The organism is Candidatus Synechococcus calcipolaris G9, assembly GCF_029582805.1.
In the GTDB taxonomy this organism is placed as follows: domain Bacteria; phylum Cyanobacteriota; class Cyanobacteriia; order Thermosynechococcales; family Thermosynechococcaceae; genus Synechococcus_F; species Synechococcus_F calcipolaris.
Window position 1 is genome coordinate 159,461 of the sequence record NZ_JAKKUT010000005.1, and the last position, 25,459, is coordinate 184,919.

Annotated in this window: 22 protein-coding genes; 10 read left to right on the forward strand and 12 right to left on the reverse strand. The window is 49.4% G+C overall.

From position 1 onward, the window contains the following. Positions 1-21: 21 nt before the first annotated feature. From L3556_RS13195 to L3556_RS13225, 7 genes are all read right to left on the reverse strand, one after another. Positions 22-555 (reverse strand): chemotaxis protein CheW, encoded by a 534-nt coding sequence (locus tag L3556_RS13195; protein ID WP_277867797.1) that lies wholly within the window; start codon positions 553-555, stop codon positions 22-24. 49 nt (positions 556-604) lie between these two features. Beyond that, positions 605-967, reverse strand: a complete 363-nt coding sequence (locus L3556_RS13200; RefSeq protein WP_277867798.1) for a response regulator — start codon at positions 965-967, stop codon at positions 605-607. A 73-nt stretch (positions 968-1,040) separates the two neighbouring features. Beyond that, positions 1,041-2,264: a response regulator gene (locus L3556_RS13205; protein ID WP_277867799.1), complete on the reverse strand. Its 1,224-nt coding sequence runs from the start codon at positions 2,262-2,264 to the stop codon at positions 1,041-1,043. A gap of 371 nt (positions 2,265-2,635) precedes the next feature. Continuing rightward, entirely contained in the window at positions 2,636-3,559 is a 924-nt protein-coding gene (locus L3556_RS13210; protein ID WP_277867800.1) for a methylenetetrahydrofolate reductase, read from the reverse strand. A gap of 17 nt (positions 3,560-3,576) precedes the next feature. Then, entirely contained in the window at positions 3,577-5,523 is a 1,947-nt protein-coding gene (locus tag L3556_RS13215; protein ID WP_277867801.1) for a hypothetical protein, read from the reverse strand. A gap of 38 nt (positions 5,524-5,561) precedes the next feature. Beyond that, the gene (gene ftsZ, locus L3556_RS13220) at positions 5,562-6,755 is read right to left on the reverse strand and encodes a cell division protein FtsZ (RefSeq protein WP_277867802.1); all 1,194 of its coding nucleotides are present in this window, start codon (positions 6,753-6,755) and stop codon (positions 5,562-5,564) included. A 157-nt stretch (positions 6,756-6,912) separates the two neighbouring features. Then, positions 6,913-7,890: a cell division protein FtsQ/DivIB gene (locus tag L3556_RS13225; protein WP_277867803.1), complete on the reverse strand. Its 978-nt coding sequence runs from the start codon at positions 7,888-7,890 to the stop codon at positions 6,913-6,915. Positions 7,891-8,055: 165 nt separating this feature from the next. Here L3556_RS13225 and L3556_RS13230 point away from each other — a divergent pair, with 165 nt between their 5' ends. The 3 genes from L3556_RS13230 to L3556_RS13240 all read left to right on the forward strand — a co-directional run bounded on the left by L3556_RS13230 (position 8,056) and on the right by L3556_RS13240 (position 11,623). Next, positions 8,056-8,679, forward strand: a complete 624-nt coding sequence (locus L3556_RS13230) for a hypothetical protein (RefSeq protein WP_277867804.1) — start codon at positions 8,056-8,058, stop codon at positions 8,677-8,679. Between the two features lie 25 nt (positions 8,680-8,704). Further along, positions 8,705-9,346 carry an imidazoleglycerol-phosphate dehydratase HisB gene (hisB, locus tag L3556_RS13235; RefSeq protein ID WP_277867805.1) on the forward strand — a complete coding sequence of 214 codons (642 nt, stop codon included), beginning with the start codon at positions 8,705-8,707 and terminating at the stop codon, positions 9,344-9,346. Between the two features lie 135 nt (positions 9,347-9,481). After that, positions 9,482-11,623 carry a polyribonucleotide nucleotidyltransferase gene (locus L3556_RS13240; RefSeq protein WP_277867806.1) on the forward strand — a complete coding sequence of 714 codons (2,142 nt, stop codon included), beginning with the start codon at positions 9,482-9,484 and terminating at the stop codon, positions 11,621-11,623. A gap of 67 nt (positions 11,624-11,690) precedes the next feature. On the opposite strand, the gene L3556_RS13245 is transcribed toward L3556_RS13240, so the two are convergent. From L3556_RS13245 to L3556_RS13255, 3 genes are all read right to left on the reverse strand, one after another. Further along, positions 11,691-11,996 (reverse strand): hemagglutinin, encoded by a 306-nt coding sequence (locus tag L3556_RS13245; RefSeq protein WP_277867807.1) that lies wholly within the window; start codon positions 11,994-11,996, stop codon positions 11,691-11,693. Between the two features lie 62 nt (positions 11,997-12,058). Next, a complete protein-coding gene (locus L3556_RS13250) occupies positions 12,059-13,261 on the reverse strand; it encodes a sensor histidine kinase (RefSeq protein WP_277867808.1) in 1,203 nt (400 codons plus the stop codon). 113 nt (positions 13,262-13,374) lie between these two features. After that, the gene (locus tag L3556_RS13255) at positions 13,375-14,052 is read right to left on the reverse strand and encodes a response regulator transcription factor (protein ID WP_277867809.1); all 678 of its coding nucleotides are present in this window, start codon (positions 14,050-14,052) and stop codon (positions 13,375-13,377) included. 207 nt (positions 14,053-14,259) lie between these two features. Here L3556_RS13255 and L3556_RS13260 point away from each other — a divergent pair, with 207 nt between their 5' ends. After that, positions 14,260-14,763 carry a hypothetical protein gene (locus L3556_RS13260; RefSeq protein ID WP_277867810.1) on the forward strand — a complete coding sequence of 168 codons (504 nt, stop codon included), beginning with the start codon at positions 14,260-14,262 and terminating at the stop codon, positions 14,761-14,763. Positions 14,764-14,934: 171 nt separating this feature from the next. Here the strand turns inward: L3556_RS13260 and L3556_RS13265 are convergent, their stop codons facing one another. Further along, the gene (locus L3556_RS13265; protein ID WP_277867811.1) at positions 14,935-16,230 is read right to left on the reverse strand and encodes an endo-1,4-beta-xylanase; all 1,296 of its coding nucleotides are present in this window, start codon (positions 16,228-16,230) and stop codon (positions 14,935-14,937) included. 381 nt (positions 16,231-16,611) lie between these two features. Here L3556_RS13265 and L3556_RS13270 point away from each other — a divergent pair, with 381 nt between their 5' ends. The 6 genes from L3556_RS13270 (at position 16,612) to aroB (ending at position 24,572) form a co-directional block, all read left to right on the forward strand. Continuing rightward, a complete protein-coding gene (locus tag L3556_RS13270) occupies positions 16,612-18,030 on the forward strand; it encodes an NAD-binding protein (protein WP_277867812.1) in 1,419 nt (472 codons plus the stop codon). A gap of 10 nt (positions 18,031-18,040) precedes the next feature. Continuing rightward, positions 18,041-18,571, forward strand: coding sequence for a hypothetical protein (locus tag L3556_RS13275; RefSeq protein WP_277867813.1), 531 nt, complete (start codon positions 18,041-18,043; stop codon positions 18,569-18,571). A 142-nt stretch (positions 18,572-18,713) separates the two neighbouring features. Then, on the forward strand, positions 18,714-19,778 hold the full coding sequence (locus L3556_RS13280; RefSeq protein WP_277867814.1) for an SLBB domain-containing protein: 1,065 nt from the start codon (positions 18,714-18,716) through the stop codon (positions 19,776-19,778). 38 nt (positions 19,779-19,816) lie between these two features. Then, complete coding sequence (locus L3556_RS13285; protein ID WP_277867815.1) at positions 19,817-21,088, forward strand: glycosyltransferase family 4 protein; 1,272 nt, start codon at positions 19,817-19,819, stop codon at positions 21,086-21,088. 10 nt (positions 21,089-21,098) lie between these two features. Beyond that, positions 21,099-23,456 (forward strand): GumC family protein, encoded by a 2,358-nt coding sequence (locus L3556_RS13290; RefSeq protein ID WP_277867816.1) that lies wholly within the window; start codon positions 21,099-21,101, stop codon positions 23,454-23,456. Next, positions 23,457-24,572, forward strand: a complete 1,116-nt coding sequence (gene aroB / locus L3556_RS13295; RefSeq protein WP_277867817.1) for a 3-dehydroquinate synthase — start codon at positions 23,457-23,459, stop codon at positions 24,570-24,572. Positions 24,573-24,690: 118 nt separating this feature from the next. On the opposite strand, the gene L3556_RS13300 is transcribed toward aroB, so the two are convergent. Next, entirely contained in the window at positions 24,691-25,443 is a 753-nt protein-coding gene (locus tag L3556_RS13300; protein ID WP_277867818.1) for a phycobilisome rod-core linker polypeptide, read from the reverse strand. Between the last annotated feature and the right edge of the window lie 16 nt (positions 25,444-25,459).

Genomic DNA, 25,459 nt, shown 5'->3' on the forward strand with positions numbered 1-25,459 from the left:
AAAGAAAAGCAACAGGAATCCTTAGCCGCGCATCGCCAAAATATCTGCCCCAATAATCGCCCGCGGATCCAGGACAAGGAGCATCTCACTATCGAGGAGACAGCACCCACTCAGGTAAGGGACGAGGGCGGCGGGCACAGTTCCCACAGGGGATTGGATGGCATCGGGCATCAGGCGAATCACGCCCCGAATTTGACTCACCGCTAGGGCCAAGGGCTGCTGATCAACCCGAACAATGGCGATCGTCTGTTGGGGCATATCCATGGGCAGACTGGGCAGGTCGAGCAGATGGGGCAAGTCCACGACCCAAACCACCCGGTTGCGGTGATTTAGCAGGCCAATGACGGGGGGCGGCATGTTGGGCATGGGCGTAAGGCGCAGGGAGGGAACTACCAAGACCTCTTGGGTTTGTTGCATCGGCAGAATGGCACTCAGACTATCGCTCAGTTGTAACCGTAAATAGGCTTCCCCTTGACGGCGCGATCGCCCTGATTCATCCAAGGTGGTGGCAAAGGATGCTAATTGATCTTCGCGGGAAATAATCTGGCGATTCATACTCCTAACCGATACAAGCCATTACAAGCCATCACAAGGAATACCCCACCTAGATCACCACGGACTTGAGGGCCCGCAGGAGATCATCCCGATTAAAGGGTTTGGTGACATAGGCATCCGCCCCCTGTTTCATCGCCCAGAGACGATCCAGTTCTTGGTTTTTTGAAGTACACACAATAATTGGCAGCTTTTCCGTGTCAGGGTTTTTCTTGAGACTGCGGCACAGTTCAAAACCACTCATTCCCGGCATCACCACATCGGTGACCACCACATCGGGCTTAAATTGACTCACTTTTTCCAGGGCTTCCTTTGCATCCGTTGCACTGATTACGGAGTAACCACTGTCCTTCAAAAATGAGGTGATTAAGGCCATTTCCGAGGGGGTATCTTCAACGACTAACACCGTACTCATGCAAAACTCCTGATTTGAAAAGTATTCATATTAAACCCTAAGAAGTCTATCCCTCCCTCACTCAGATATTGCCCTAACTTAGATATTGAAAGACCATTTTCAGGAGTTCTGCTTGGGTGAATGGTTTCGTCATGTAGTCCGTGGCCCCGACAAGGCGTGCCTTGGCGCGATCGATTAAGCCGGTATTCCCTGTCACCATAATGATCGGTGTTTGCTTAAATCGCTCATGGTTGCGAATGACTTTACAGAATTTATAGCCATCAATATTGGGCATACCCACGTCTAGCAGGATCAGATCCGGCTTGATCCGCATCACATCCATCAAGGCTTTGACGGAATCATTGAGGGTGACAACGGAAAAGGCATCATCGGACAAAAATCGGCTCAGTTCATTGAGCATCGTCGGGCTGTCATCAATACAGACAATGGTGTATTGCCGCTGGAGATTGGCGATCGCCGGAAAGCCGGTACTCAAATCTCCCGAATCATCCAGATCTACGGGAGCGGCATCCTCAAAGGAGCAGGTATCAAATCGGGGTAATTGATCAAAGGGGGCCTGGGGTTCCCGCACGACAATGACACCCCCACCAATGAGGGGATAGAGGCTCTTGACTAACTGAAATTCATCCTGGTTGAGGATCACAGCCAAATGCCGGAAACTAAAGCCCCGCAGCAAACTGCCCAGGCGTTGTTGTTGCTCAAGGCTGAGATTGCCCTGGCCACCATGACCAAAAAAGTAGGGCCGCTGGAAGGGAGAACTGATTTTTTCACCCCAGGCCTGCCATTTGCGAATATTGGCTTTACACTCATCAACTAATATCCCTGGGGTAAACTGGGCGACCACCGGCACATCCAGAAAACGTACCAGTTGGTGAGTCCCCTCCCGTAAACACAGGTAAGATTCCAGTACCTCTAGAATCAGTTGACGGATCAGTTCACCGGCCTCCTCCACCGCAAGAATACCTTCATTCACTAACCAGCGAATGCTTTCGTACTCACAAATGGGGGTGGGGGTTTGGGCTAAATCCCATTGCTGTCGTACCTGGGCCCGAAATTCCCGGGTTAAGACCTCATTCCTTTGACTGAGCCGACGCAGATGTCGCTCAAAGCGATCGCCCGGATCAATGGTATGGGTCGCATAAATCAAAAATCCCTGATCAAGATAAAGAAACCAATGGTTCCCCTGACTGGTCAGTTGCAGACAGCCTGTGCCCCCAGATTCGGCTAACTGTTGCAAGAGACGTTCAGGATTGAGCATCATCTGGGTTTGAGTATTAATATCAATAGACTGAACCATTAAATTTTCCCCCTAGCAATAAGGCGATGGACTCCTAGGGCTGCTGAATAGGTTGAAGTTACATTGATTACTGACACAAATGAGTGCACATCAGTAATACAAACAGGCAGCAACACAAACTGGTTAACCCTATCATTCATAAAATAGGAATTCTTAAAAAAAGATTAACTTCTCAATATATAGCGAATTATTATAAAAATACCAAGGAAATTAATCATTCTTTATGTTGTGTGCTGATGGGTAAACCCCCTTCTTTGTCAATGATCCCCTAGTCAATGGAATCATTCAAGCCATTGTTTTTGATGCCAAAAAAGATCGAATTATTGCCGGATGATGACCCTTAATCAGTGCCCTTCGTGGCTATTCTCATTTTATGACGATTTGGATGAGGATTTCCCTACGGGAGCAATGCCGGCCCGATCCAAAATTTTTGGGATCAGATCCTCACGGCGCACCGCCATGACATGGACACCTTGGCAAATGTGGCGGGCCTGTTGAATTTGTTCAGCCGCGATCGCTATCCCCTCCTCTAAGGGATTGGCCGCCGCCGCCAGACGTTGAATGATGTTTTCCGGAATCGTTACCCCCGGCACCATCCGATTAATAAATTGGGCATTTTTTGCAGATTTGAGCAGAAAGATACCCGCCAAAATGGGGCGATCGCACCCCGCCGCAATCTGGGTCATAAATCTATCGAGGCGATCGAAATCGGTAATGAGTTGGCTCTGAAAAAACTTTGCTCCCGCCGCCAGTTTACGCTCAAAGCGTTGTTGCAGACCTGACCAACTGGCAGACTGGGGATCCACCGCCGCCCCCGCAAATAATTGGGTTGGCCCATCGGTGAGGGGGGCATCTTGGGCATCAAAACCCTGGTTGAGGCGACCGATTAACTGCAATAACCGCACGGATTCTAGATCAAAGACGGCCTTTGCCTTGGGATGATCCCCCGCCTGGATGGGATCTCCCGTCAAGGCTAGGATATTTCGCAAACCTAGGGCATGGGCCCCCATTAAATCCGCCTGGAGAGCAATGCGGTTGCGATCGCGGCAGGTCACTTGACAAATCGGTTCTAGACCCTGTTGTTGCAGGATCACCGTTGCCGCCAGGGAACTCATCCGTAATACGGCCCGACTGCCATCGGTGACATTGATCCCGTGTACCCGACCCTTTAGGCCTAGGGCTTGGTCAATCATTTTGGAGGCATCACCGCCCTTGGGGGGACAAACCTCAGCCGTTACTAAAAAGTCGCCGCGCTCAATGGCTGCCTGAAATGCGGATTGTTCACTGGAACCCATTCCCGAAAATTACCCATTTAGTTTGGTTGGAATCCTGCCATTGTACGCTTTTCCCGGCTTCCAAAACGATGGGGGTGTGGCTCAGTCTCTTGTTTGGGGTAAAGTTGCCATACCCGGACAGGGCCCCTAGCGGGGGAACGATTCGGTGTGCGATAAACCGTTGTTATGGCCTGGGGATTGTCGTATATCAATTCCCCTAGGGTAAATCCAGGCAGGTCTGTGGGGGGATCGGCCAAGGTGGTGAGAAGATAGGCTTCCCCAGGGTTGGGCAGGTCTTGGAGACTGCGGTACACCGGCCGCGGGGCATAGGCTAAACTCACACGGGGCCCGTCAATGTAGAGATGGGCCTGGGTTGGCAGCAGGGTATCTAAGCGTTGATAATCTTCGATGAGGGCAACTTTTTCTGTGGCAAAGTCTAGGGGTTTTTGCTGGCCAAGCACCACGGGCATAAATTGGAGACTGTAATACAATTGCAAAATTAGCCAAGGTAAAAAGCATAAACTAGTGAGCCAAATAACCAGGGATGGGGGGTAGGGGCAAAGCAAAAATTTTGTTTTTTCCTGTTTTTTAGTTTTGATCATTACATCGGTTGGGCTGCCATAGCCGAGCACCGAAAAGATAAATAAACCGTAGGGTAGACCACTATAAAAGCGAAAATCCGCAAATAGAAAGACCAGAATGACTAGGGTCTGCACTAACAATAAACCTAGGGCCAAGAGGCGATCGCCCCAGAAAATTCGTTGATTAAAAAAGAGGGCAACAATGCCGATCCCCAGCAATGGAGAGTAATTGGGTAAGCCATGGGACAGGCTAGAGAGAACACTCGCCGTTGCACTCAGACTCGCTTTCGTTTCCTTGAGTACCTGTTGAATCGGAATCGGCTCACCCTCATAAATTGACCAAGGGGAAAAGACATGGCTGAGCATTGGCCCGAAGGGAGAACCGGACTGAAAAAAAGTCCACAGGAGAATGGGGGCATAGAGGATCAACCAGGGAATTATTGCCCGCAGAACTAACCCCAGGATTGAACCGAGGGGGGGTGTTTTTTCCATGGATAGGATGGCGACAATTATGGCCAGTAACACCATTGTGCCGCCCAGGGGCAGTAAGGATACCTTGGTGGCAACGCCGGCCAAACTTAGGATAGAAACCAAGGTTACATAATCTTTCCCGCCCATCTTCCGGAGGAGGGATCGGTGGAGCAGGAGGGCAAGGGTGGCGGCGGCGATCGCCAGATCCCCCATGGCATGGGCCCCACCCGTGACGTGCCAAACCGTTGGATAGAGACCGACAATCACCGTGGCGGAGGCGATGAATATCCACACCGATGGCAAACGGGCGATCGCTAAAAGATAGGCACAAAACCAAACCAACGTTAAACTTAAAAACCAACTCACCACATTGCCGGCATCGGGAACCCCTAGGGCATAGAGGGGGGTAAGGCTCATTTGATAAATGCCATGGGCATAGACGGCTCCCTCCCAAGGCTCGCGATAGAACAGGAGCGCGTGATCCAGGAGAATCCGACTGGGGATCACCATGTGGTAGTACAATTCGTCGATTTTCGTAGATGGGGCGATCGCCACCATCAAATTAATCAACAGAGCCGCACCACAGATGATCAAGGGTAGCAGCTGCCACGAGCGGGTCAATTGCATCCCCGGCGGCATCAAGTCCCGATAGCCTCGGAGCATTTTGGCACTGCCAACCATCAGCAGACCGCCCCACAAACTGATTAAAACCCAGGAGTACGCCAGGCCCGTAAAGCCAAGGAGTTGAACCCCTAAACTAACCGTCAAGAGTCCCAGCAAAATAGCCGTAACCTGTCGCCAAGGTGTGGGAAATTTTAACCCTAGAGCCTCAAGTAACAGGAGGCCAAACCCCAACGTGGCGATCGCCGTTATCAAGCCAACCAGAAAAACCAAAAACGAAGAGTAGTGACTAAGGGCGGTAAATGAGGTCATTCCCATTCAAGAGTGAAACAAGCCAAAGAACCAATTCCCTAGGACTTAGATCGCCGCCGTTGTAGGAATGCAGGAAGATCTAGTTTCGGGTTACTCTCCTCGGCATCCGATTTTTCCTCAGTCCCCTGAGGCTCTGGTGCCGCCGGTGTGTCCGTCGAGGCAGGACTCGGATTCCCGCCACTACTCTTTTTCTTTTGTTGATTCACGCGGGTTTTCAGGACAGGTTCCCCGGAAAAGCCAGTGGCAATGACCGTGACTTGGACTTCCCCCTGAAGAGAATGATCCACAACGGCCCCAAAAATAATGTTGGCATTGGCATCCACTACCTCGAAAATCACCTCAGCAGCCGCATTCACTTCATGGAGGGTGAGATCTGCACCACCGGTAATATTAAAGACAACTCCCTTGGCTCCCTCAATGGAGGATTCGAGTAGGGGGGAGGAAATAGCTGTCATCGCCGCCTCCCGGGCCCGAGATTTACCGGAGGCAACGCCAATCCCCATCATGGCGGATCCCGCATCGGCCATCACCGCCCGAATATCGGCAAAGTCAACATTAATCAGACCGGGCAAATTAATAATATCGGAAATGCCCTGCACCCCTTGGCGCAAGACATCATCGGCAATCTGGAAGGCATCCTGGACAGAGGTTTGCTCCGAGATCACCGATAGAATTTTATCGTTAGGAATAACAATTAACGTATCCACCCGGCTTTGCAGGGCTTCTATTCCTTCATCAGCTTGATTGGCGCGCCGCCGTCCTTCAAACAGAAAGGGACGAGTCACCACCGCAATCGTTAAGGCCCCCTGTTCTTTGGCTACTTCCGCCACAATTGGGGCTGCCCCGGTTCCGGTTCCACCCCCCATGCCACAGGTAATAAAAACCAAATCGGCTTCTTTGACGGCATTGGCTAATTCTTCCCGAGATTCCTCCGCCGCCTTCTGGCCAATGGCCGGATTTCCCCCTGCCCCTAGGCCACGGGTTAATTTCTGTCCCAGTTGTAGAGATTTACTGGCTTGGGATTGGGCGATCGCCTGGGCATCAGTATTGACAGACCAGAACTCAACTCCGGCCACATTACTGGCAATCATCCGGTTGACGGCATTACCGCCACCACCGCCAACGCCAACGACCTTAATACGGGCTGCTGTTTCTAGCAAGGTATCATGACTCCTCTGTGCATCGGTGGCAAAGTTGTATCCATTATCACTAGAATCAACAGGATCACCCATCAACGTCTCATGGGATAGCCCTTCACTGATTTGCTGATCATTTTCCATAGGGTCGTAGATATTCAGAACCGTAACCCAGCCACCAGCTAGGCGCAATTATGAACATACTATAGGCTATGTCACCCTAAACACCAATTAGTCCAAAAAAAATTAAAAATCAAGGGTTACTCCCAGGGGATGGACTGGGTTGGGGAGATGGCGGCTTTACTGTGGCAGTTTTCATTTGCAGTAGGGGTTCCGCCGGATTCACTAAGTCAATGTGGAGTAATTGGCTGGTATCGACAAACGTGGGCAATTCCTTCAGGCTATTTAGGGCGCGTAGTTGTTCCCGCAGGCGATCGCCCATGATGGCATAGGGTAAGGTTTGATGATTTTCCTGGAGTTGGGTTCCATAGGCCCCTAGATGAACAGAGCCTAGGGCGGTTTGCACAATTAGGTTCTCCGGTTTTCGCCAGTCAATCGTCGTAATGGGTACCTCTGCTTCCCCCAGATGACTAAATAATTGCTGCCATTGCTGTTGACGTTCCTGGGGCAGGGCCACTGCGCGGGGAATGGTTTCTGGGGGTGGAGAGAGGGGCAACAAATAGCCAACAACGGTCAATGGGGGCGGATCGGCGATCGCCTCGGCTTGGTAACTGGCCACCGCCGCCGCCATCCCGGCCCCATCAACATACCAACGACTGGAGGGCCCCTGGCTTAAACCATTGGGGCTGACAAGGGTGCAGCGATCGCAGGTGGTGATGGCCACGGGAAATCGCTCCTGTACCTCTACGATCAGCGTGGGTGGAAATAACTGCCGCGAAATGGTAACCCGTTGTAAGGGCAAAGCGGTTTCTAGGCTCTGAACTAGGGTTTGGGGATCAAGTCGGAGCAGGGACTGGGGATAATTGAGGGGAAGTTGGGCTTGAATCGCCTCCGTCCGCAGCAGTTGATTGCCGCGAATCCTCACTTGGTCAGGCCGACGCAGCATCCAATCCGGTAAGGTGAGTCCCCAAATCAATCCCCCCGTTAGGGTCAGTAAAAAAGAGGTACGCCAGATCCCTGACAGTAACCGGAGGCGACGCTTTCCCTTTAATTCTCGCCGTCGCTGATGAATAGCGTCAATGGAGGATGGGTTAGACTGAGCAGGATTCATGGCAGATTTAGTAATGCAGATTTAGTGATTTAGTCAACACCGAACAATTTTCCAAACAACCAAAATTTAACTAAATTTAACTATACGCCTAGCTTGGTGATAAGATACCCGTTGTCAATACTCCGACAGAGACTGACTGCCTCTATCTTAATAAAGGGACAGCTAATGGCCGCCTTGAGGATCGCTAATTTACCTGTACGCTGGGTTATCACCGGGATGACTGTCCTTGGTTTTCCCCTTCTTTCCAACCCTGGTTACGGACAAACGCCCCCACCTAGTCAACCTCCAAATGTTGAATTTGTTACGCCCACCCCTCCTCCCGGAGGGAGTAGCATTTATACGATTGAAGGGGGAAAACGACTCATGGACGAGGCGGCCAGTGCCGTCAGTGGGCAAAACTATACCGTGGCAGCCCAAAAACTGCTCCAAGCCCGCACCGTGATGAATCAATTGTCGAACTACTACCAATCCCTGAGTTCCAGTTTCTTGGGCATTGATGGCTCTGCCTCCGATAGTAGTCGTCGCCGGGCCCTAGAATCGGCCCAAATCCGCGACCAGGCCACCTACCAGTTAGCACTGGTTTATCGGGCCAATAATCAACCGGAATTGGCGATTCCTCTGCTAGTAGAGATTATCCGCAGTCAAAATCCGACCCGGGACTTGGGACAAAAGTCCTATCAACAATTGCTAGAATTAGGATTCGTGGACATTCCCTTTCCTCGTGGTGGCACAGTTCCCATGGATACCTCTACCCCTAGTGCGCCGCCCCCTGTCCCTCCCCAAAGTTAAACATTCTCGGATTTGATCTGTGCCTATGCTGTCCTCGATTGAGTCTCCTTCCCTAGGGATAACGGAATGTCCGCCTCGGCAGGCGATCGTACACCGCAAAACCGGTGAGACGGATGTCCATGTCCACCTTAATTTGGATGGTTCGGGCCAGGGCCGTAACAACACAGGTATTCCATTCCTAGATCATATGCTCGATCAACTCTGCTCCCATGGTTTGGTGGATCTTCAGGTGCAGGCAAAGGGGGATCTGCACATTGATGATCACCATACCAATGAGGACGTGGGCATTACCCTTGGCCAAGCCCTAGATCAGTCCCTGGGCGATCGCCGGGGCATTTATCGCTTTGGCCATTTTGTCGCCCCCCTAGATGAAAGTTTGGTACAGGTCGCCCTTGACTTTTCTGGCCGCCCTCACCTGAGCTATGGCCTTCAGATTCCCAGCGATCGCGTCGGTACCTACGATACCCAACTGGTACGGGAGTTCTTTGTGGCCTTAGTGAACCATAGCCGCATGACCCTCCATATTCGCCAATTAGATGGACTGAACTCCCACCACATCATCGAAGCAACGTTCAAGGCCTTTGCCCGATCGCTGCGAATGGCGATCGCCCTAGATCCACGGCGTAGTCAACAAATTCCCAGTTCAAAAGGGGTGATTCAAGCCTGAAAAATGGCTAGATATTGGCTAAATATTTGGGTTGGGTTTGGGGCTATTCTTCCCTGAAACTGTAGGAGTTGCCGGCCAAGTGCCATTTTCTCTCTAACCTTGTAGAGTGGAAAAAGAACAAACGGTAAAAAACACATGAGTGGTATGGAAAAAGTCATCTCGCTAGATGGGCGGGATATAAGTTTGACGCTACAGAAATTTGCACCCCAGGCGGCTGGTTCAGTATTAGTACGTTCAGGAGATACGGCGGTTTTAGTGACCGCTAACCGGGCAGGTGGACGAGAGGGAATTGATTTTTTACCTCTAATTGTGGATTACGAAGAACGTCTTTATGCCGCTGGACGCATCCCCGGCGGTTTTTTACGGCGTGAAGGTCGTCCCCCCGAAAAAGCAATTTTAACGGCGCGGCTGATCGATCGCCCCCTGCGTCCCCTCTTTCCCCAATGGTTGCGGGATGATTTGCAGGTCATTGCCACAACGGTTTCCATGGATGAACAGGTTCCCCCCGATGTTTTAGCCGTTACCGGGGCATCCGTGGCCGTGCTGTTAGCCCAAATTCCCTTTAATGGCCCGATGGCAGCGGTACGGGTAGGACTAATTGGCGATGATTTTGTGATTAACCCCACCTACGCTGAAATCGAATCTGGAGATTTAGATCTGGTGGTCGCCGGAACCCCCGATGGCGTTGTCATGGTGGAGGCGGGAGCCAACCAACTACCAGAGCAAGACGTGATTGAGGCTATTGATTTTGGCTACGAAGTGGTACGGGATCTGATCCAGGCCCAGCGAGATTTAATGGCCCAGTTGGGCATTGAACTGGTTACAGCCACCCCTCCCACCATTGATCCCACCCTAGAAAATTTTATTTCCGAACGGGCCGTGACTCCGGTGACAGAGATATTGGCGCGGTTTGAGAAAGATAAAAATATTCGCGATGCGGCCCTAGATGAGGTGAAGGGGGCGATCGCCAATGAAATTGCCACCCTAGGGGAGGATCATCCTGTAGCCATTGCCGCCCAAGAGCAACCCAAGGCTCTGGGCAATCTCTTTAAGGGCATTACTAAAAAATTAATGCGTCAACAGGTGATTAGTGACGGCCTGCGGGTGGATGGCCGCAAACTAGATGAAGTGCGGCCCATTAGCTGTGATGTTGGAATTTTGCCGCCACGGGTTCATGGCAGTGCCCTCTTTAACCGAGGCTTAACCCAGGTTATGTCCGTTGCCACCTTGGGAACCCCAGGAGATGCCCAAAACTTAGACGATCTTCACCCCGATGATTCCAAACGCTACCTGCACCACTACAATTTTCCTCCGTTTTCCGTGGGAGAAGTGCGGCCGATGCGATCGCCCGGTCGTCGAGAAATTGGCCATGGAGCTTTAGCGGAGCGGGCCCTAAGCCCAGTTTTGCCACCGCAAGAAGACTTTCCCTACGTTATTCGCGTCGTCTCCGAGATCCTTTCCTCCGATGGCTCCACCTCCATGGGATCCGTGTGTGGTTCAACCCTGTCCCTCATGGATGCGGGGGTTCCCATTACCAAGCCCGTCAGTGGTGCGGCCATGGGCCTCATCAAAGAAGGGGATGAGATTCGGATTCTCACCGATATTCAAGGGTTAGAAGACTTCCTTGGGGATATGGACTTCAAGGTAGCCGGAACCGATAGCGGCATTACCGCCCTGCAAATGGATATGAAAATTACGGGTCTGCCCCTAGACGTGATTAAACAAGCGGTAGAGCAAGCCCGGCCTGCCCGTTTGCATATCCTCGAAAAAATGCTGGCAACCCTGGATGCTCCTCGGGACGAACAATCTCCCTTTGCGCCCCGTCTCGTTACCCTGCAAATTCCACCGGATATGATTGGTTTGGTGATTGGCCCAGGGGGGAAAACCATCAAGGGCATTACGGAGCAAACCGGTGCCAAGGTGGATATTGGCGATGATGGTTTAGTGACCATTTCTGCGGTGGATGAAGATAAGGCCAAGCAGGCCCGGGCCATTATTGAAGGCATGACTCGCAAGCTCAATGCTGGGGATGTTTATCTGGGTAAAGTCACTCGGATTATTCCCATTGGTGCCTTCGTTGAGTTTCTGCCGGGCAAGGAAGGCATGATTCACATTTCCCAATTAGCGGATTACCGAGTTGGTAAAGTAGAAGATGAGGTGACGGTTGGGGAAGAAATCGTGATTAAGGTTCGGGAAATTGACAATAAGGGGCGGATTAATCTCACCCGTTTAGGCATCCATCCCGATGAAGCGGCGGCGGTACAGTCCAAGGCCTAAAATCCCATCTAAGTTGATCTTCAATATTTGAATAAACAAACCCAAGCCTGACCGCTTGGGTATTTTTTTACCCACGGTCAAACCAGAAAACCTTAAGCACACTTCCACCAATCAATGTCACCAGGCCCACAATGAAGCCCCATAACCTTGCATTAGTCGTTTTCTGCTGGGCAAGCAGTTCGGCGATGTCATCTCGCAGTTCAGATCGTAGGCCATCAACCTTGTCGTCAAGAGCTTTCACTTGAGCCTGAGTCACTTTGACCTCAATCGTTAGGGCCTGGATATCGGACTGCATCCCCTTCATATCCCCTTGCAGTTCCTTCAAAACCTCAAGAATTTGTCTGGCTTCTGAGCCTGCTATCGGCTCACTCATGGTCATCTCCCTTGGGTTTGCGCTCCCACCGTCTCGGAGTAGTTGCTTTTTGTGGGTAAAAACTATTTGACAGGGGTTGATTCCCACGGTAACGTCACGAGGACGGTTGTGCCCTCTTCCTCACTGGAGGAAATGGTTAACTGGCCACGGTGGGCGGCAATAATGCGATCCACGATCGCCAGGCCAAGGCCGGTTCCCCCCGGTTTTCGAGAATAAAAGGGTTGGGTGAGCTTGGGAATGTCCTCCGGCGGGATGGGACTACCAACGTTGTGAATGCTTACCCTAATCCAGCCTTCGCGATCGGTTTGCAGTTGACAGGTAATGGGTTGATAAGGTGTTCCTGCTTCACAGGCATTTTGAATCAAATTAAAAAAGACCTGTTTGAGTTTGTCGCGATCGCCCGTAATGATCACCGGTTGGGGAGGCATTTTCCAAAGGATGGGTTTATCCTCCGTTTCCGGTAAGTCTTCAAGGATATGGGTCAGTTCCAGGCCTAGGGCGGACATATCAAAGGGTTCTTGGTTGAGAATTTGGGGCTTTGCATAGAGCAAAATTTCACTGAGGAGCATTTCTAACCGTTTGGATTCCTCTAGGGCTAGGGTAAGACGTTCCTGGGAACTGGGGGGTAGTGTGAGTTTACAAAAATAATTTAATCCCATTTTTATAGTGGTAAGAGGATTCCGCAACTCATGGACAATCATGGCGGCAAATTCCCCGATCGCTACTAAACGAGCTTGCTCTAGAAGCTGGGCCTGGGCGGCTTCAAGTTGGGTAGTACGGGTTTTAATTTCTGCCTCTAAGCGACTATTAAATTCCTGTTGAATTTGGTAAAGCGCGTAATTATCAATGGCAGTGGCGGCTCGCTCTGCAAAGAGTTCGACAATTTGGATCTCTTCATTACGGTACTGGCGGGGCTGCATATTAAAGGAGCAAATTGTTCCCAAGATTTTGCCCTGGGGCGTACATAGGGGCACCCCCAAATAAGCTAAATATCCCTCTGGGGGTTCGCCAAAATCAGGATAGTGGCGAACATCTTCCACCCACAGGGCCTGGCCCAGTTGAACAACCCTATGGGTAATCGTGCCATGGAGGATATAGATTGGCTCCTCATCTCCTAAATCAAGGGTACTTGCTAAGACCCGTTCGTGGTCATCATCACAAAGGGTAACGACCGACCAATCGCTGGCAATTAATTGACTCACCCCATGGGCGATCGCCTGTAAATAGTCCTGCAAATTACCAGAACGATAACTGAGGGAAGCCAAAATCGACAAGATTCTCTGGCTTTCATTCCAACATTGTGGATTCACCAAGGCTAAAGAGTCCCCTGTTTCTAAGCTGAATCGTTTACTACATCAATTTTAATCATGGGGATCAATTAGGATTTACGCAGACTATAACCGACTCCCCGAATCGTATGGATTAAGCGCGGTGAATGGGCTGACTCCAGTTTTAAGCGCAGATAGCGAATATAAACTTCAATAATGTTAGAATCGCCCACGAAATCATAGCCCCAAACCCGACTTAAAATTTGTTCCCGTGCAAACACCTGTCGTGGCCGCGATAGCAGATAACTCAACAAATCAAACTCCTTCACCGTTAGCTCAATCGCCCGATCTCCCCGATATACTTCCCTTGTTCGTGGATTGACCCGGAGATCCTCAAACTCTAGCCATTCACTTACTTCGTCGGTTTGTCGTCGCAGTTGGGCACGCACTCGGGCTAAAAGCTCCTCAATACTAAAGGGCTTAATCACATAATCATCAGCCCCTGCATCTAGTCCAGCCACGCGATCGCCAATCTCATCTCGCCCTGTCAACATAATAATCGGTGTTTTTTTGCCCGTTGAGCGCAACCGCCGACAAATTTCCACCCCCGTCAAACCTGGTAACATCCAGTCTACGATCAGTAAATCAATGGGCATTTCTCTGGCAACCATTAAACCATTGTGACCGTCATAACTGACACTAATGTCATAGCCTTCACTTTGTAGTTCTAGCTGAACAAAACGAGCAATTTTCTGTTCGTCTTCGATTAACAAAATTTTGGCAGACATAGGATTCTCGAAGGCATATAAACGTAGCGTAACAGCGTTACCTTAACCAATCCTGAAAATTTTCTAGATCAGGGGGCGGAAATTTATGAGTTTTATGTATAAAAATTTTAGTCCAGTCTCAAGGGTTTCTCAGTTTTTTTTAAGGTCGCTCTTCCATTCTGGAGACATCGACTGACTTCGGTCTTCACTCATTTAGAGATTAATGGTATGAAACACTTTCTGGCCACTGGCTCCTTCACTGCGCTCTCGTTTCTTTGCTTGACGACTGCTGCTTTTGCCTCTCCTGCTCCCTCCCTTGATTCCGACGGGACTCAATCTACCTACGTTACTGCATCGGTCAAATTTCCATCCATTGTCGGAGCTAAAATTTCTGGTAGTAACCATGTAATCACCATTTCGGGCAATGGTATGAGTCTGCGGGGATTGGCGATCGCCCTGCCCAAGCAAATGGAAAACTTTACAGATGTTACGATTCAAAATGGTTCGGGTGGATTCATTCCGGCAATGGTAGAGCGTCAGGATGGGCGACTGATGATTTTATTTGCTGCCCCCGTCGTGGCGAATAGCATCCTGAATGTGCAACTCAATGATGTGCAAATGCGGACAAAGGGTGGGGAGCAACTCCCCTACGGCGTTAAAGTGATGCAAACGGGAACTAATGGGGATATCAGTATTGGTACTGCCCTAATCAGTGTTCCCAATCGAGACTAAGACACAGATCGCTTGATCAAGGGGGCTTCTGCCCCTATGGGTTTATTCTTTTTGAGAATTTGCCAAACCTCAGGGAAGTTGGGCGACGGGGTTCGATGGGGCATGCCACCGGACTCACCAAGAGCATCAAGCAACCTGAAGTACTCTAGAGTCTTCAAGAGAGAGTGTTAACTAAGGTAGTCTAAATGTCAGGTTGGCACCTGATCGGGTTAACTCAATGTTCTCCCTTAATTCCTGGCCATTGGCAGTAATCCTAATCTGATACTGACCCAAAAAGCCGCGATCGCTCCAATGGCCCTCGTCATTGGTCTGCCCCTGAATCTCTGTCCACCACTCTTCAAAAATAAGACTTCGATAGGCTTCAGCCGCTGGCTTGGGCGAAAAATCTTGTCGATAAAGGGCCGCTTGGGGTCGCCAGTGATTGCCCTGCCAAAAGCCCCACAGTAAAATTTCTTCTACCGCAGGATGGGCAAAGGCAATGCGATAAATGTTCCGCAGCGTTTCCGCCTGCTCCGCTTCTGAGTCCAGACTAACGCTGATCTCCGTGAGTTTGATGGGTAGGTTGAATTGGGCCAAGGTATTTAGGGCCCGCTGCATTCGTTCCTCATTCAAGGGATACTCTAAGTGGGCTTGAATACCAATGCCACCAATGGGTACACCCTGATCCAGCAGATCACGAATGAGGGTAGCATAATCATCCAGGCGATCGCCCTCAATAATGCCAAAGTCATTCACATAGAGAACCGCATCGGGATTTCCTTGATGACACCATTCAAACATCTCTTTAATAATTCCTGGCCCCAGACGACTGCGGTAAAAATCGCCGTGAAGTAGCTCGTTATTTACATCAAACTCATCAATTTTGCCGCGATAGCGACGACACACCTCCATGGCACGCTTTTGAACAGCTACCCGTAGTTCCTGGGGCGGTAGATCCTTCAGCCAGGATTGATTAAACTGCTCATCTTCCCAAAATAGAGTATGGCCACGCATTGTCCAGCCTTGCCCCTGACTCCATGCAAGAATGCGATCGGCATCATCGTAACTCACCTGACCCCGCTCCGGTTCAGTGGCATACCATTTCAGGGCATTTTCATGAACCGCCGCATTAAAAAGCTCTTGGGCAATTTTCCTATAGGATTCTTGTTGGCTCTTATTGCCGCCATCCTCAAACATATCCGTACTCAGGGCAACCCCAAGGGGAAAATCATGGCTCAACTGTTCTAGATGAACTTGGGCTTGGCTGACAGGTTCATTTTGGCCATTGACAACGGTGATGTTGATGGGAGCCTTCCGCAATTGCTCAATAGCCACCCGCAGCCCATCCCCTTGGGCGAGTTCAGGATAAGAGCTTGTGACATTAGGGGCTGGGTCAGACGTACTAGAACTAGAATCTAGACAGGCTTGGGACGTTAGCAGCGTAAAAATTGTAACGCAGGTGATGGGTAAGGCAGAAAAAGACATCATAAACAAACGAGGGAATCCAACAAAGGGGCTGTCAATTCAAGAATGACTTACCACAATGGGGACAGCCCAACAAAAGTCAAAAAGCTATAGAAATGAAAAACCCTGGGAGTCTTGCCGTGTTTCGACCCCAGGGCTTTCGTTTGCGAATCACTCCTCACTGATATAAACGTAACGTGAACGCCACAGGATTGTCACACGACACATGACACTTTTATGACTGTCCCTAATGGGTTCCCTCACCTTTTCGGCAGATTCGGTTCTACCGTGAAGCTTTCCCCCAGAAAGGCTTCATCCCTGCACCCCGTCCTACAATAAGTCACGATAGTTATAAATAGTAGGGTGGGCTTGCAAACCCATCAGAGGTATTTTTGGAAACGATATATGGGTAAAGGGCATCTCAACCAACGCCTTGATCGCCTCATCCACTCTGCCCCGATGGAGCTAGCTTTAGTTGCTCTCATCCTCGTCATGGCTTTGCTGGTAGTCTTTCAAGTTATACTGGTTCGTCAGCAGGAAAGTATCTCCTGGGTCATTCTCCTAAAATTGCCGATTCGCATCTTCTTTATCATTGAACTTTTGATCCGGTTTAGCCTTGCCCGCAAGAAAAAACGGTTTTTCCGCCACTATTGGCTGGATTTAATTGCTATTCTGCCGCCCCCTCCCCAGATCAGCCTCCTTCAACTCCTGCCACTCCTCCGCCTACCTCGCGCCGCCATCCTCATTAATCGCAATCTATACTACCTATCTCCCCGTATCACCGGCACCTATAGCCTGCAAATCTCCGCCATCTTGATGATTGTTTTGATTATGCTGATGGGTGGATTAGCCATGTACATGCTAGAGGGACACATTAATCCTGAATTTGCCTCCCTCGGAGATTCCCTTTGGTATAGTTTTTTTTCCTTAATGTCATCGGAACCCATTGGCGGTTATCCTGAAACTCATCAAGGACGGATCGTCACCATGGTGATTGTCCTGTCAGGATTGACCCTATTTGCAGTCTTTACGGGAATTGTTTCTGCCTTAATGGTGCAACGCTTGCGAACTGCCATGGATATTAAAAACCTAGACTTGGACGAATTACGTCACCATATTATTATTTGTGGTTGGAATCGTAGTGGCGGTCTAGTCCTCCAGGAACTGCAAGTGGATCCGGCCATTCAGCATAGCCCTATCGTTGTTGTTGCCGAACTTGAGACAATCCCCATTCTGGATCTGCACCATGTTGATCAAAATCGTCTTTATTTTTACTCCGGTGACTATACCCGCATTGATGTCTTAGAAAAAATTGCCATCTACCATGCTGACCGTGCCATTCTCCTTGCGGATACATCCCACCCCCGTAGTGACCAAGACCGAGATGCCCGTACTGTTCTAGCCGCCCTAACCATTGAAAAGCTTAATCCCAGTATCTACACCTGTGCCCAACTTCTAGATCGCCATAATAATGTGCAATTGCACGTTGCCGGTGTGGAGGATGTGGTGATTGCCGACGAAATGGCTGGCCACCTAATTGGCAGTGCGGTGCGAAATCAAGGTGCTATGGATGTTTTTGCCGAGCTATTAACGGCCCAAGTGGGCAATCAGTTTTATCGCCTCCCCTTACCGGTTCACCTAGCCAATCAATCCTTTTGGGATGTCAATCACTACCTGAAGACCCACCATGATTCGATTCTGATTGCCATTGAGCGACGGGTGGATGGGCGTCGTCAAACCCTTGTTAATCCCCCGGAAAGCCATCCCCTTCTTTTGGGGGATTATATCGTTCTCATTGCCCGTAGTTGTCCTCACCTCACCTGAACCCACTATCATGCATATTTCCTCTTGGGTCAGCCTTCCCTTTCCCCGCAGCCTAGTGTACCCCACCTATCGGGATAAACTAGTTGAGCTAACTCCCTACCTCGGCAATGTTCGTGAGATTGAACTCAAAGAACGACACCCGGTAGATCATGGACTCGATATGATTTTGATCTGGCATGGTGGTGGCGAGATTCCAGCCGCTGCCCGTGCCCTGCTAAGTGATGCCATGCTTTCGTGGACAGACCACACCCACTGGGATGACCAGAACCACCTCACCCTTTGGCGCATTGAACCCCATGCCTTTACCGAAGCGGTTCATTGCCATGGGCGTAATCTTTTTCTGGAAGATGGGGAACAAACGGTGATTAAAAGCGACGGAGAGTTAGTGATTGATCCAGGATTAATTTCCGGGGTTCCCTCTTTTCTCTCAGGGATTGTGGCTAAGGCAGTGGAGGATTATTTAAGCCAGAAAATTGAGCCTAACTTTCGTCAACTCGCCCAAGGAGTAGAAACCTATTTGACACAACAGCGGTCTTCATAAACTATCATTCTCTTGTCCATGGAGAGGTAAATTTATGATATAACGGATGTCTTGACAGTTTAGATAATACATCGATAATCTAAGTTGACGTTGATATTGATTAAACTTTAGCTATAATTAAATTCAGGAAAGGGGGTAGTCATTGGCTCACATCAAAAATATTGCCTCTGGATTTGGAGCTTCTTTATTTGCCCTAGGCGTTTTGATGGGTGGGGCCTATGGTGACTTGGTAAATGCCTCTACGGACACCCCCATCAACCTTGCCATTAACCCCCTAGAAGATTATCTGCTTGGCCCCGGTGATGTTCTGTTTGTGGAGGTCGTGAATCTACCCGATGATGTTACTAGGGAAAAACGTTTCCGAGTTGCCCTAGATGGTTCTATCACCCTACCTCTAGTGGGACGTTTGATGGTCGCCGAGAAAACCATCCCCCAAGTTCAACGGGAAGTCTTGGCAGCCTATGACAAAATTATGCGTTATCCTTCCGTTACGGTTGCTTTGGAGACACCGCGCCCCCTGAGAATTCTGGTTTCAGGGGAGGTACAGCGGCCAGGAACCTATAATCTCCGTTTAGATAATACAGGGGAATGGCCAACCTTGACCCGTCTTTTGTCTGAAGCCGGGGGCATTACCCAATTGGCGGATGTTCGTAATGTGGAAGTGCGCCGTTCCTTGGGCCAAGGGCGGACAGCGGTGACAAAGGTTAATCTTTGGGATCTAATTCAGTCCGGGGATGCCAGCCAAGACCTTACGGTGCGTAGTGATGATGTGATTGTCATTCCCAAAGCCGAGGTTGTTAACGCCGCCGAAGCGGTGCGGGTCGCCTCCGCCAATTTTTCGCCGGCAGCTATTCCGGTTCAAGTCATTGGTGAAGTCATTCGTCCGGGGTTAGTACAGGTTCCAGCCAATGCCACCCTCAATCAAGCCTTGGGAGCCGCAGGTGGGTTCAATATGCGTCGGGCTAATCGTGCCTCTGTTGTGCTTGTGCGTTTAGATCGGGATGGGAACGTTACAAAACGGACAATACCTGTTAATCTAGCTGACAATCCCAATGATGTTACCAATCCCGTTTTGCGGGAAAATGACATTGTTATGGTAGGTCGTTCTGGCTTAACCCAACTGGGAGATAGTTTAGCCGATGTCTTTCAGCCCCTCAATTCCCTGGGAGCCTTAACGTTGTTTTTGCGTGTGTTTGGTGATCTTTAAAAATTAGTGAGATTTGATGTTCGTGTGTGGGACTAAGCATGCCTCTTGACTCTGTGCAAAATTTATGTATTGTCACCCAGTACTACCCACCGGACTATGCGGCCACAGGGCAACTCATTGAAGAACTTGCCAAGTATCTCAGTGATCAAAATGTTCGCGTTAAGGTTTTTGCAGGCCAACCGGGTTATGCCTTTAGTCGACTCATGGCTCCTCGCTACGAATCCCAAGATAATCTCACCATTAAGCGCACACGCACAGCACGTTTTTGGCCCCGACGAATTCGGGGACGCTTAATTAATGGCTTACTTTTTTGTGTGCGATCGCTCCTGCATATCATAAAATCCCATCGACAGGTGGATGTTCTCCTGTTGACTACTGAGCCGCCCTACTTGACGTTTATTGGTTATCTGCTCAATCGACTATTGGGCATGCGTTATATTTGTCTACTGTATGATCTCTATCCCCAGGTTGCCGTTGAACTCAAAGTGGTTCAGCCCCACCACTGGCTCGTTAAGCTGTGGAATCATTGTAATCATTTGGCATGGCAGCGATCGGATTCGATTATTGTTTTGAGTGAATCCATGCGGCAACGGGTCATTGCGGATTGTCCTGATATTGCCCATAAAGTTAATGTCATTCCTAACTGGGCCAATCCCAGTCAGATTGTGCCCATGGCAAAGGCCGATAATTGGTTTGCCCAGGATCATCATCTTGTCGATAAATTTACTATTCTCTATTCTGGCAATCTGGGGCGCTGTCATGATGTGGATACCATTTTGGCCGCAGCGGCAAAGTTACGGCATAAGCCTGTTACTTTTGTGTTCATTGGTGGCGGTGCGAAAAAAGCAGATTGTGTCCAGAGGGTTGAAGAACTAGGACTAGAAAATTGCCTATTCCTGCCCTATCAGGATAAGGATGTGTTGCCCTACTCCCTAACTGCCTGTGATCTATCACTAGTTAGCATTGACATCGGAATGGAAGGATTAGTTGCTCCCAGTAAGCTGTATGGAATTTTGGCTGCGGGACGACCGGTTCTGGCCATTTGTCCACCCACGTCTTACTTACGACAAGTTCTCACCGATGGTCAGTGTGGCATGGCCGTTAATAATGGTGATGCGGACGCGCTAGTTGACTTTGTGGATTACTTAATGGAAAATCCTCAGGTGGGCGATCGCCTGGGACAGGCCGGACGTAGCTATTTATTGAGAAATTACACCTTAGATGTCGCTGGGCAACAGTATGCAGATGTTGTGAAAGGTCAAACAAACCAGTCATCCTTAAAAACTCACTTTGTAAAACAAAATACTTAGGAGTCTTCTGGTGTCAAATGCTCAGCCAATATCCTCAGAAAATCAACGCCCTGCTATGGATATAAATTCAAATATTCAAAACAGTAATCAGAATGGCTATTCTTTAGAAGATATCGAGAGGATTGATCCTGACATTGATGAATCCAAAAGTGATCTTGCAAAGTTTTTTGATCTTCTTAAACGTCGTTGGTTTGTTCTTTTTGGTGCGGCGGGGGCAACGGCTGCTTTCATGGTGGTTTCCTATCTGGTGAATCCCCGAATCTATCAAGGGGAATTTCGCCTATTAATTGAACCGATCGCCCAGGGGGGTGGGGGGGCTGCGGGGGCGGGCACAACGGCCCAAGTGTTATCGCGACTGCAATCTGTGCCGGGTCTGTTGGTTCCCAGTCAAGGACGGGATATTGGCTCCCAAATCCAAGTTTTAGCCAGTGACTCCGTTTTAGACCCAGTCGCTGAAAAAATTGAGGAACAGTATCCTAACGTCACTACAGGTTCGTTGCTGTCCAATATGAAAGTGACGAATGTCTTAAATGGAAATTTACCGACAAAACTCGTTAATGTTAGCTATAGAGCCACGAATCGAGAACAAGTAGCCTACGTTTTAGAGCAGCTTGCCCAGGGCTTTATTAACTATAGTGAGGACGAACGTCAAAATCAAATCGAAGAAAATCTCCGCTTTATTAATGCTGAAATCAGTCGACAAATTAGTAATTTAGATGGCTATGAAGCGGACATGGCCCAATTTCGCACTGGAAATGAAATCTATCTTCCGGCAGAGCAGGCCACTGCCCTGAGTGCCCAACTAGATGAGTTAACTCAAGCCCGGCAGCAAAATCGTGCCGCCGCTGAAGCAGCCCTAGCAACCTATCAAAATATTCAAGCTCAGTTGCAGATGACTCCCCAAGAGGCCCTGGTTGCTACAAATTTAAGTGCTTCAAAGTCTTATGCAACTCGACTGGAAGAACTTCAAAAAGTAGAGCGGGATTTGGCGGAGCAGTTAGGACGATTCCGGGAAGATACGCCGATTGTGCAAGCGTTGCAGGAGCAGCGCCGAGTAATGCTCGAACAAGTAAAAGCTGAGGCCCAAAATGTGGCGGGGGCCAATGCCGATCTGGTACAATTCCCTGAAAATCTAGGGTATCAAAGCCCAACTTCTGCTGGAATTATTGGACAATATATTGAGGCAGCGATTGAATACGACGCGCTGCGGCGCACGGATCAAATTCTCGCCCAGGCGGAGGAGCAGGTTCTATCGGAAATTCGTCGCTTTGCAGATTTAGTTAAAGACTACAACCAAATTGAGTTGCGATTAAAAACGGGGATTGAATCTTTAGGGTTATTATTGCAATCTCGGCAAGCCTTGCAAATGCAGCTCGCCCAAAATGATTTTTCCTGGCAGTTATTGACGGATATTAGTGAGGCAAGGGTTTACCCCGTTCGCCCCTTTTCACGGGTTTTGCTTTTTGCGGCGATCGCCAGTGTCATTGTGGGCATTGCGGCGGCCTATATAGTAGATGCCCTAAATAGCTCCTATGTTTCCCTAGAGCAGTTAAAGGAAAAAGTAAAGTTACCGATTCTGGGTATCATTCCCAAGCATCGGAGTTCCATTCAGTCTAAATTCCAGCAATTTTCCAGTCCCACTCCCTCAGTCTCCTTTTGGGGCTTAAATCATTCCCTGGCATCGGTGGGGCAGAGGGCCCTTTTTGATGAAAGCTTTAACGCATTGTTGAGTAATCTCCAACTTCTTGACAGTGGCAAAACAATGGCCATTACTTCCCCAGCGAGCAAGGATGGGCGGACAACGATCGCCACAAATCTTGCCCTTGCGGCGGCGGCCATGGGCAAAAAAGTGTTACTGGTGGATGCTGACCTGCGCCGGCCAGGAATTCACCGTGAATTAGGCCTACCCAATCAAGTGGGTTTGTCCGATATCTTAGGAGCAGATCACCTGTGGACTAAATCAGCCTTGGAGGAATCCCTCGGCTATAGTCTGTCCAATCTAGTGGTTCTAACGGCTGGATCACCGCGACCGGATGCCATTGGTTTGCTAACATCGGAGTCCATGGCAGACCTTCTTGCCGTTAGCAAAGATGTGTTTGATCTGGTGATTTTTGATACGCCACCCTTGGTTTTATTTGCTGATGCAAAACTGATTACAACTCGTGTCGATAGTGCCCTATTAGTTGTGAATATGGGACGGACAAAACGGGATTACTTGCAACAGGCAATTCAAGATTACCGCACTAGTCTACGGGGTAAATTATTAGGCTTAGTTGTAAACCGCTGTAATGCAACCGGTATGAATCGGCTGTATCGCCAATACAATACAGAAAGTGAACAACGCCCTCTCTTAGCCAAGCTTCCCTAGATGGTCGTTATTCCCGTTAAATTACCCAGCCAATCCTACGAAGTGGTGATAGCAGCCGGTGGGCGTTATCAGGTTGGTTCATACTTAGAAAAATTATCTAACATTGCTTCTGATGTGCCCCTATTAATTGTTTCCAACCCGAAAATTTGGCAACTTTATGGTCAGGATATTCAATTAGCCTTAAAAAAAGCAGGATTTAAGAGTGCCCATTGTGTCTTGCCAGCGGGGGAACGGTATAAGACCCTGAAAACATTGCAAAAAATCTATGATGCGGCTTTAGCCCATCGCCTAGAGCGGCGATCAACCCTTATTGCCCTTGGTGGTGGAGTGATTGGGGATATGACGGGTTTTGCGGCGGCAACTTGGCTCCGGGGTATCAATGTTGTTCAAATTCCCACTAGTTTACTGGCCATGGTCGATGCCTCCATTGGCGGCAAAACGGGGGTTAACCATCCTCAGGGCAAAAATTTAATTGGTGCATTTCACCAACCGCGTCTAGTTCTCATTGATCCCGATGTCCTGAAAACCTTACCTCGGCGAGAATTTCGGGCGGCGATCGCCGAAGTGATCAAATATGGGGTGATTTGGGATCCACAGTTATTTAGCCAACTAGAAGCGTTACCCCGATTAGATGATCATCGCTATATTTCCCCTGAGCAATTACTAGAAATTTTAGAACGTTCCTGTCAGGCGAAGGTGGATGTTGTCACCAAGGATGAGCGGGAAGCGGGGTTACGGGCAATCTTAAATTATGGTCACACCCTGGGCCATGCCCTAGAAAGTATTGGCAACTATCGCCTCTTTAACCATGGCGAAGCTGTTGCCTTGGGAATGATTGGGGCAGGGGCGATCGCCACGGCGTTAGGCTACTGGTCAGAAGCAGAGGAAGCAGCCCAGTTACAATTAATTCAAAAAGCTAAATTACCGACATCCATTTCCGCCAAGCTAGATCACTCAGATATTATGACCCTCTTAAGTAGTGACAAGAAAGTTCAAGGGGGGCAAATTCGTTTCGTTTTACCCAAAGGAATTGGTCAAGCTGAAATCACTGACCAAGTTCCCCAGGACATTATTGCCCAAGCCCTAGCAAAACTCTGCTCAGTCGTTGCTACCTAAACGTCCCTTAATCCTTACAAAAACTGGCCCCCTAGAAGCTCTAGGATGGCCAGCTTGAATTATTGAATTGGTGAAATTCTAATTCTCTAAAATTAGAAAAGATGAATGAGCCTTAGGTTTAGCGACGGGGTACCTTGCTGAGATAATCCAGATCGGAAGCCCGTAGTTGCTGGGCATAGCGAGTCTTGGGGGCGATCGCCGCGGCCAAGTCCCGATATTTCCGTGGATCTCCCTCGGCCAATTGCCGTTCCTGGAATTTGCGACTGTAGAATTTCTCCACCGTAAATCGCCAGTCGGTGGTTGTTGTACCCACTTTATCCCGATACTCATAGCCATAGCGGGGCGTTACCAGGTTAAAGGGACGGCTCTCCATCCGCTTCCGCTGGTAAGGTACGGTGAAATCCCCAAAGGCTTGGGTATACTCATCACTATCGATCAGAGCATCAATAAACCCAGCAAAACCAAGGGTACCAATTTTAATCGACCAGGCAATTTTCTCCGCTTCATTGTATGCACTCCGCCCCAAGAAGCGACGCAGGCAGATATCCACCAGTCGATAGTTGTCGTTGACAGCAACCACGGTATTATAGAACCGCTCCGATTTTGCCAATTCCCGAATAAAGTCACGCACCGTTAGGGAGCGATTAGCAAACCGGGTCTCTAGGGTAATCTGACGATTGAACTGAATCGTAGCATGCTCACTAAACACCTGACGGTAACTGGCCCAAATAATCGAGCGAATTTCACCAGGGGAAGCCGCATCCTCAATTCGATAGATATAGGGGGTATCTTCATTTAAGTCAGCCGTACCAAAACTAACCACACGGTGGTTTTGACTGGTCGGTTTATAGGCTAACAAGGGCAAATCCATTGGCATCTCCCAAAAT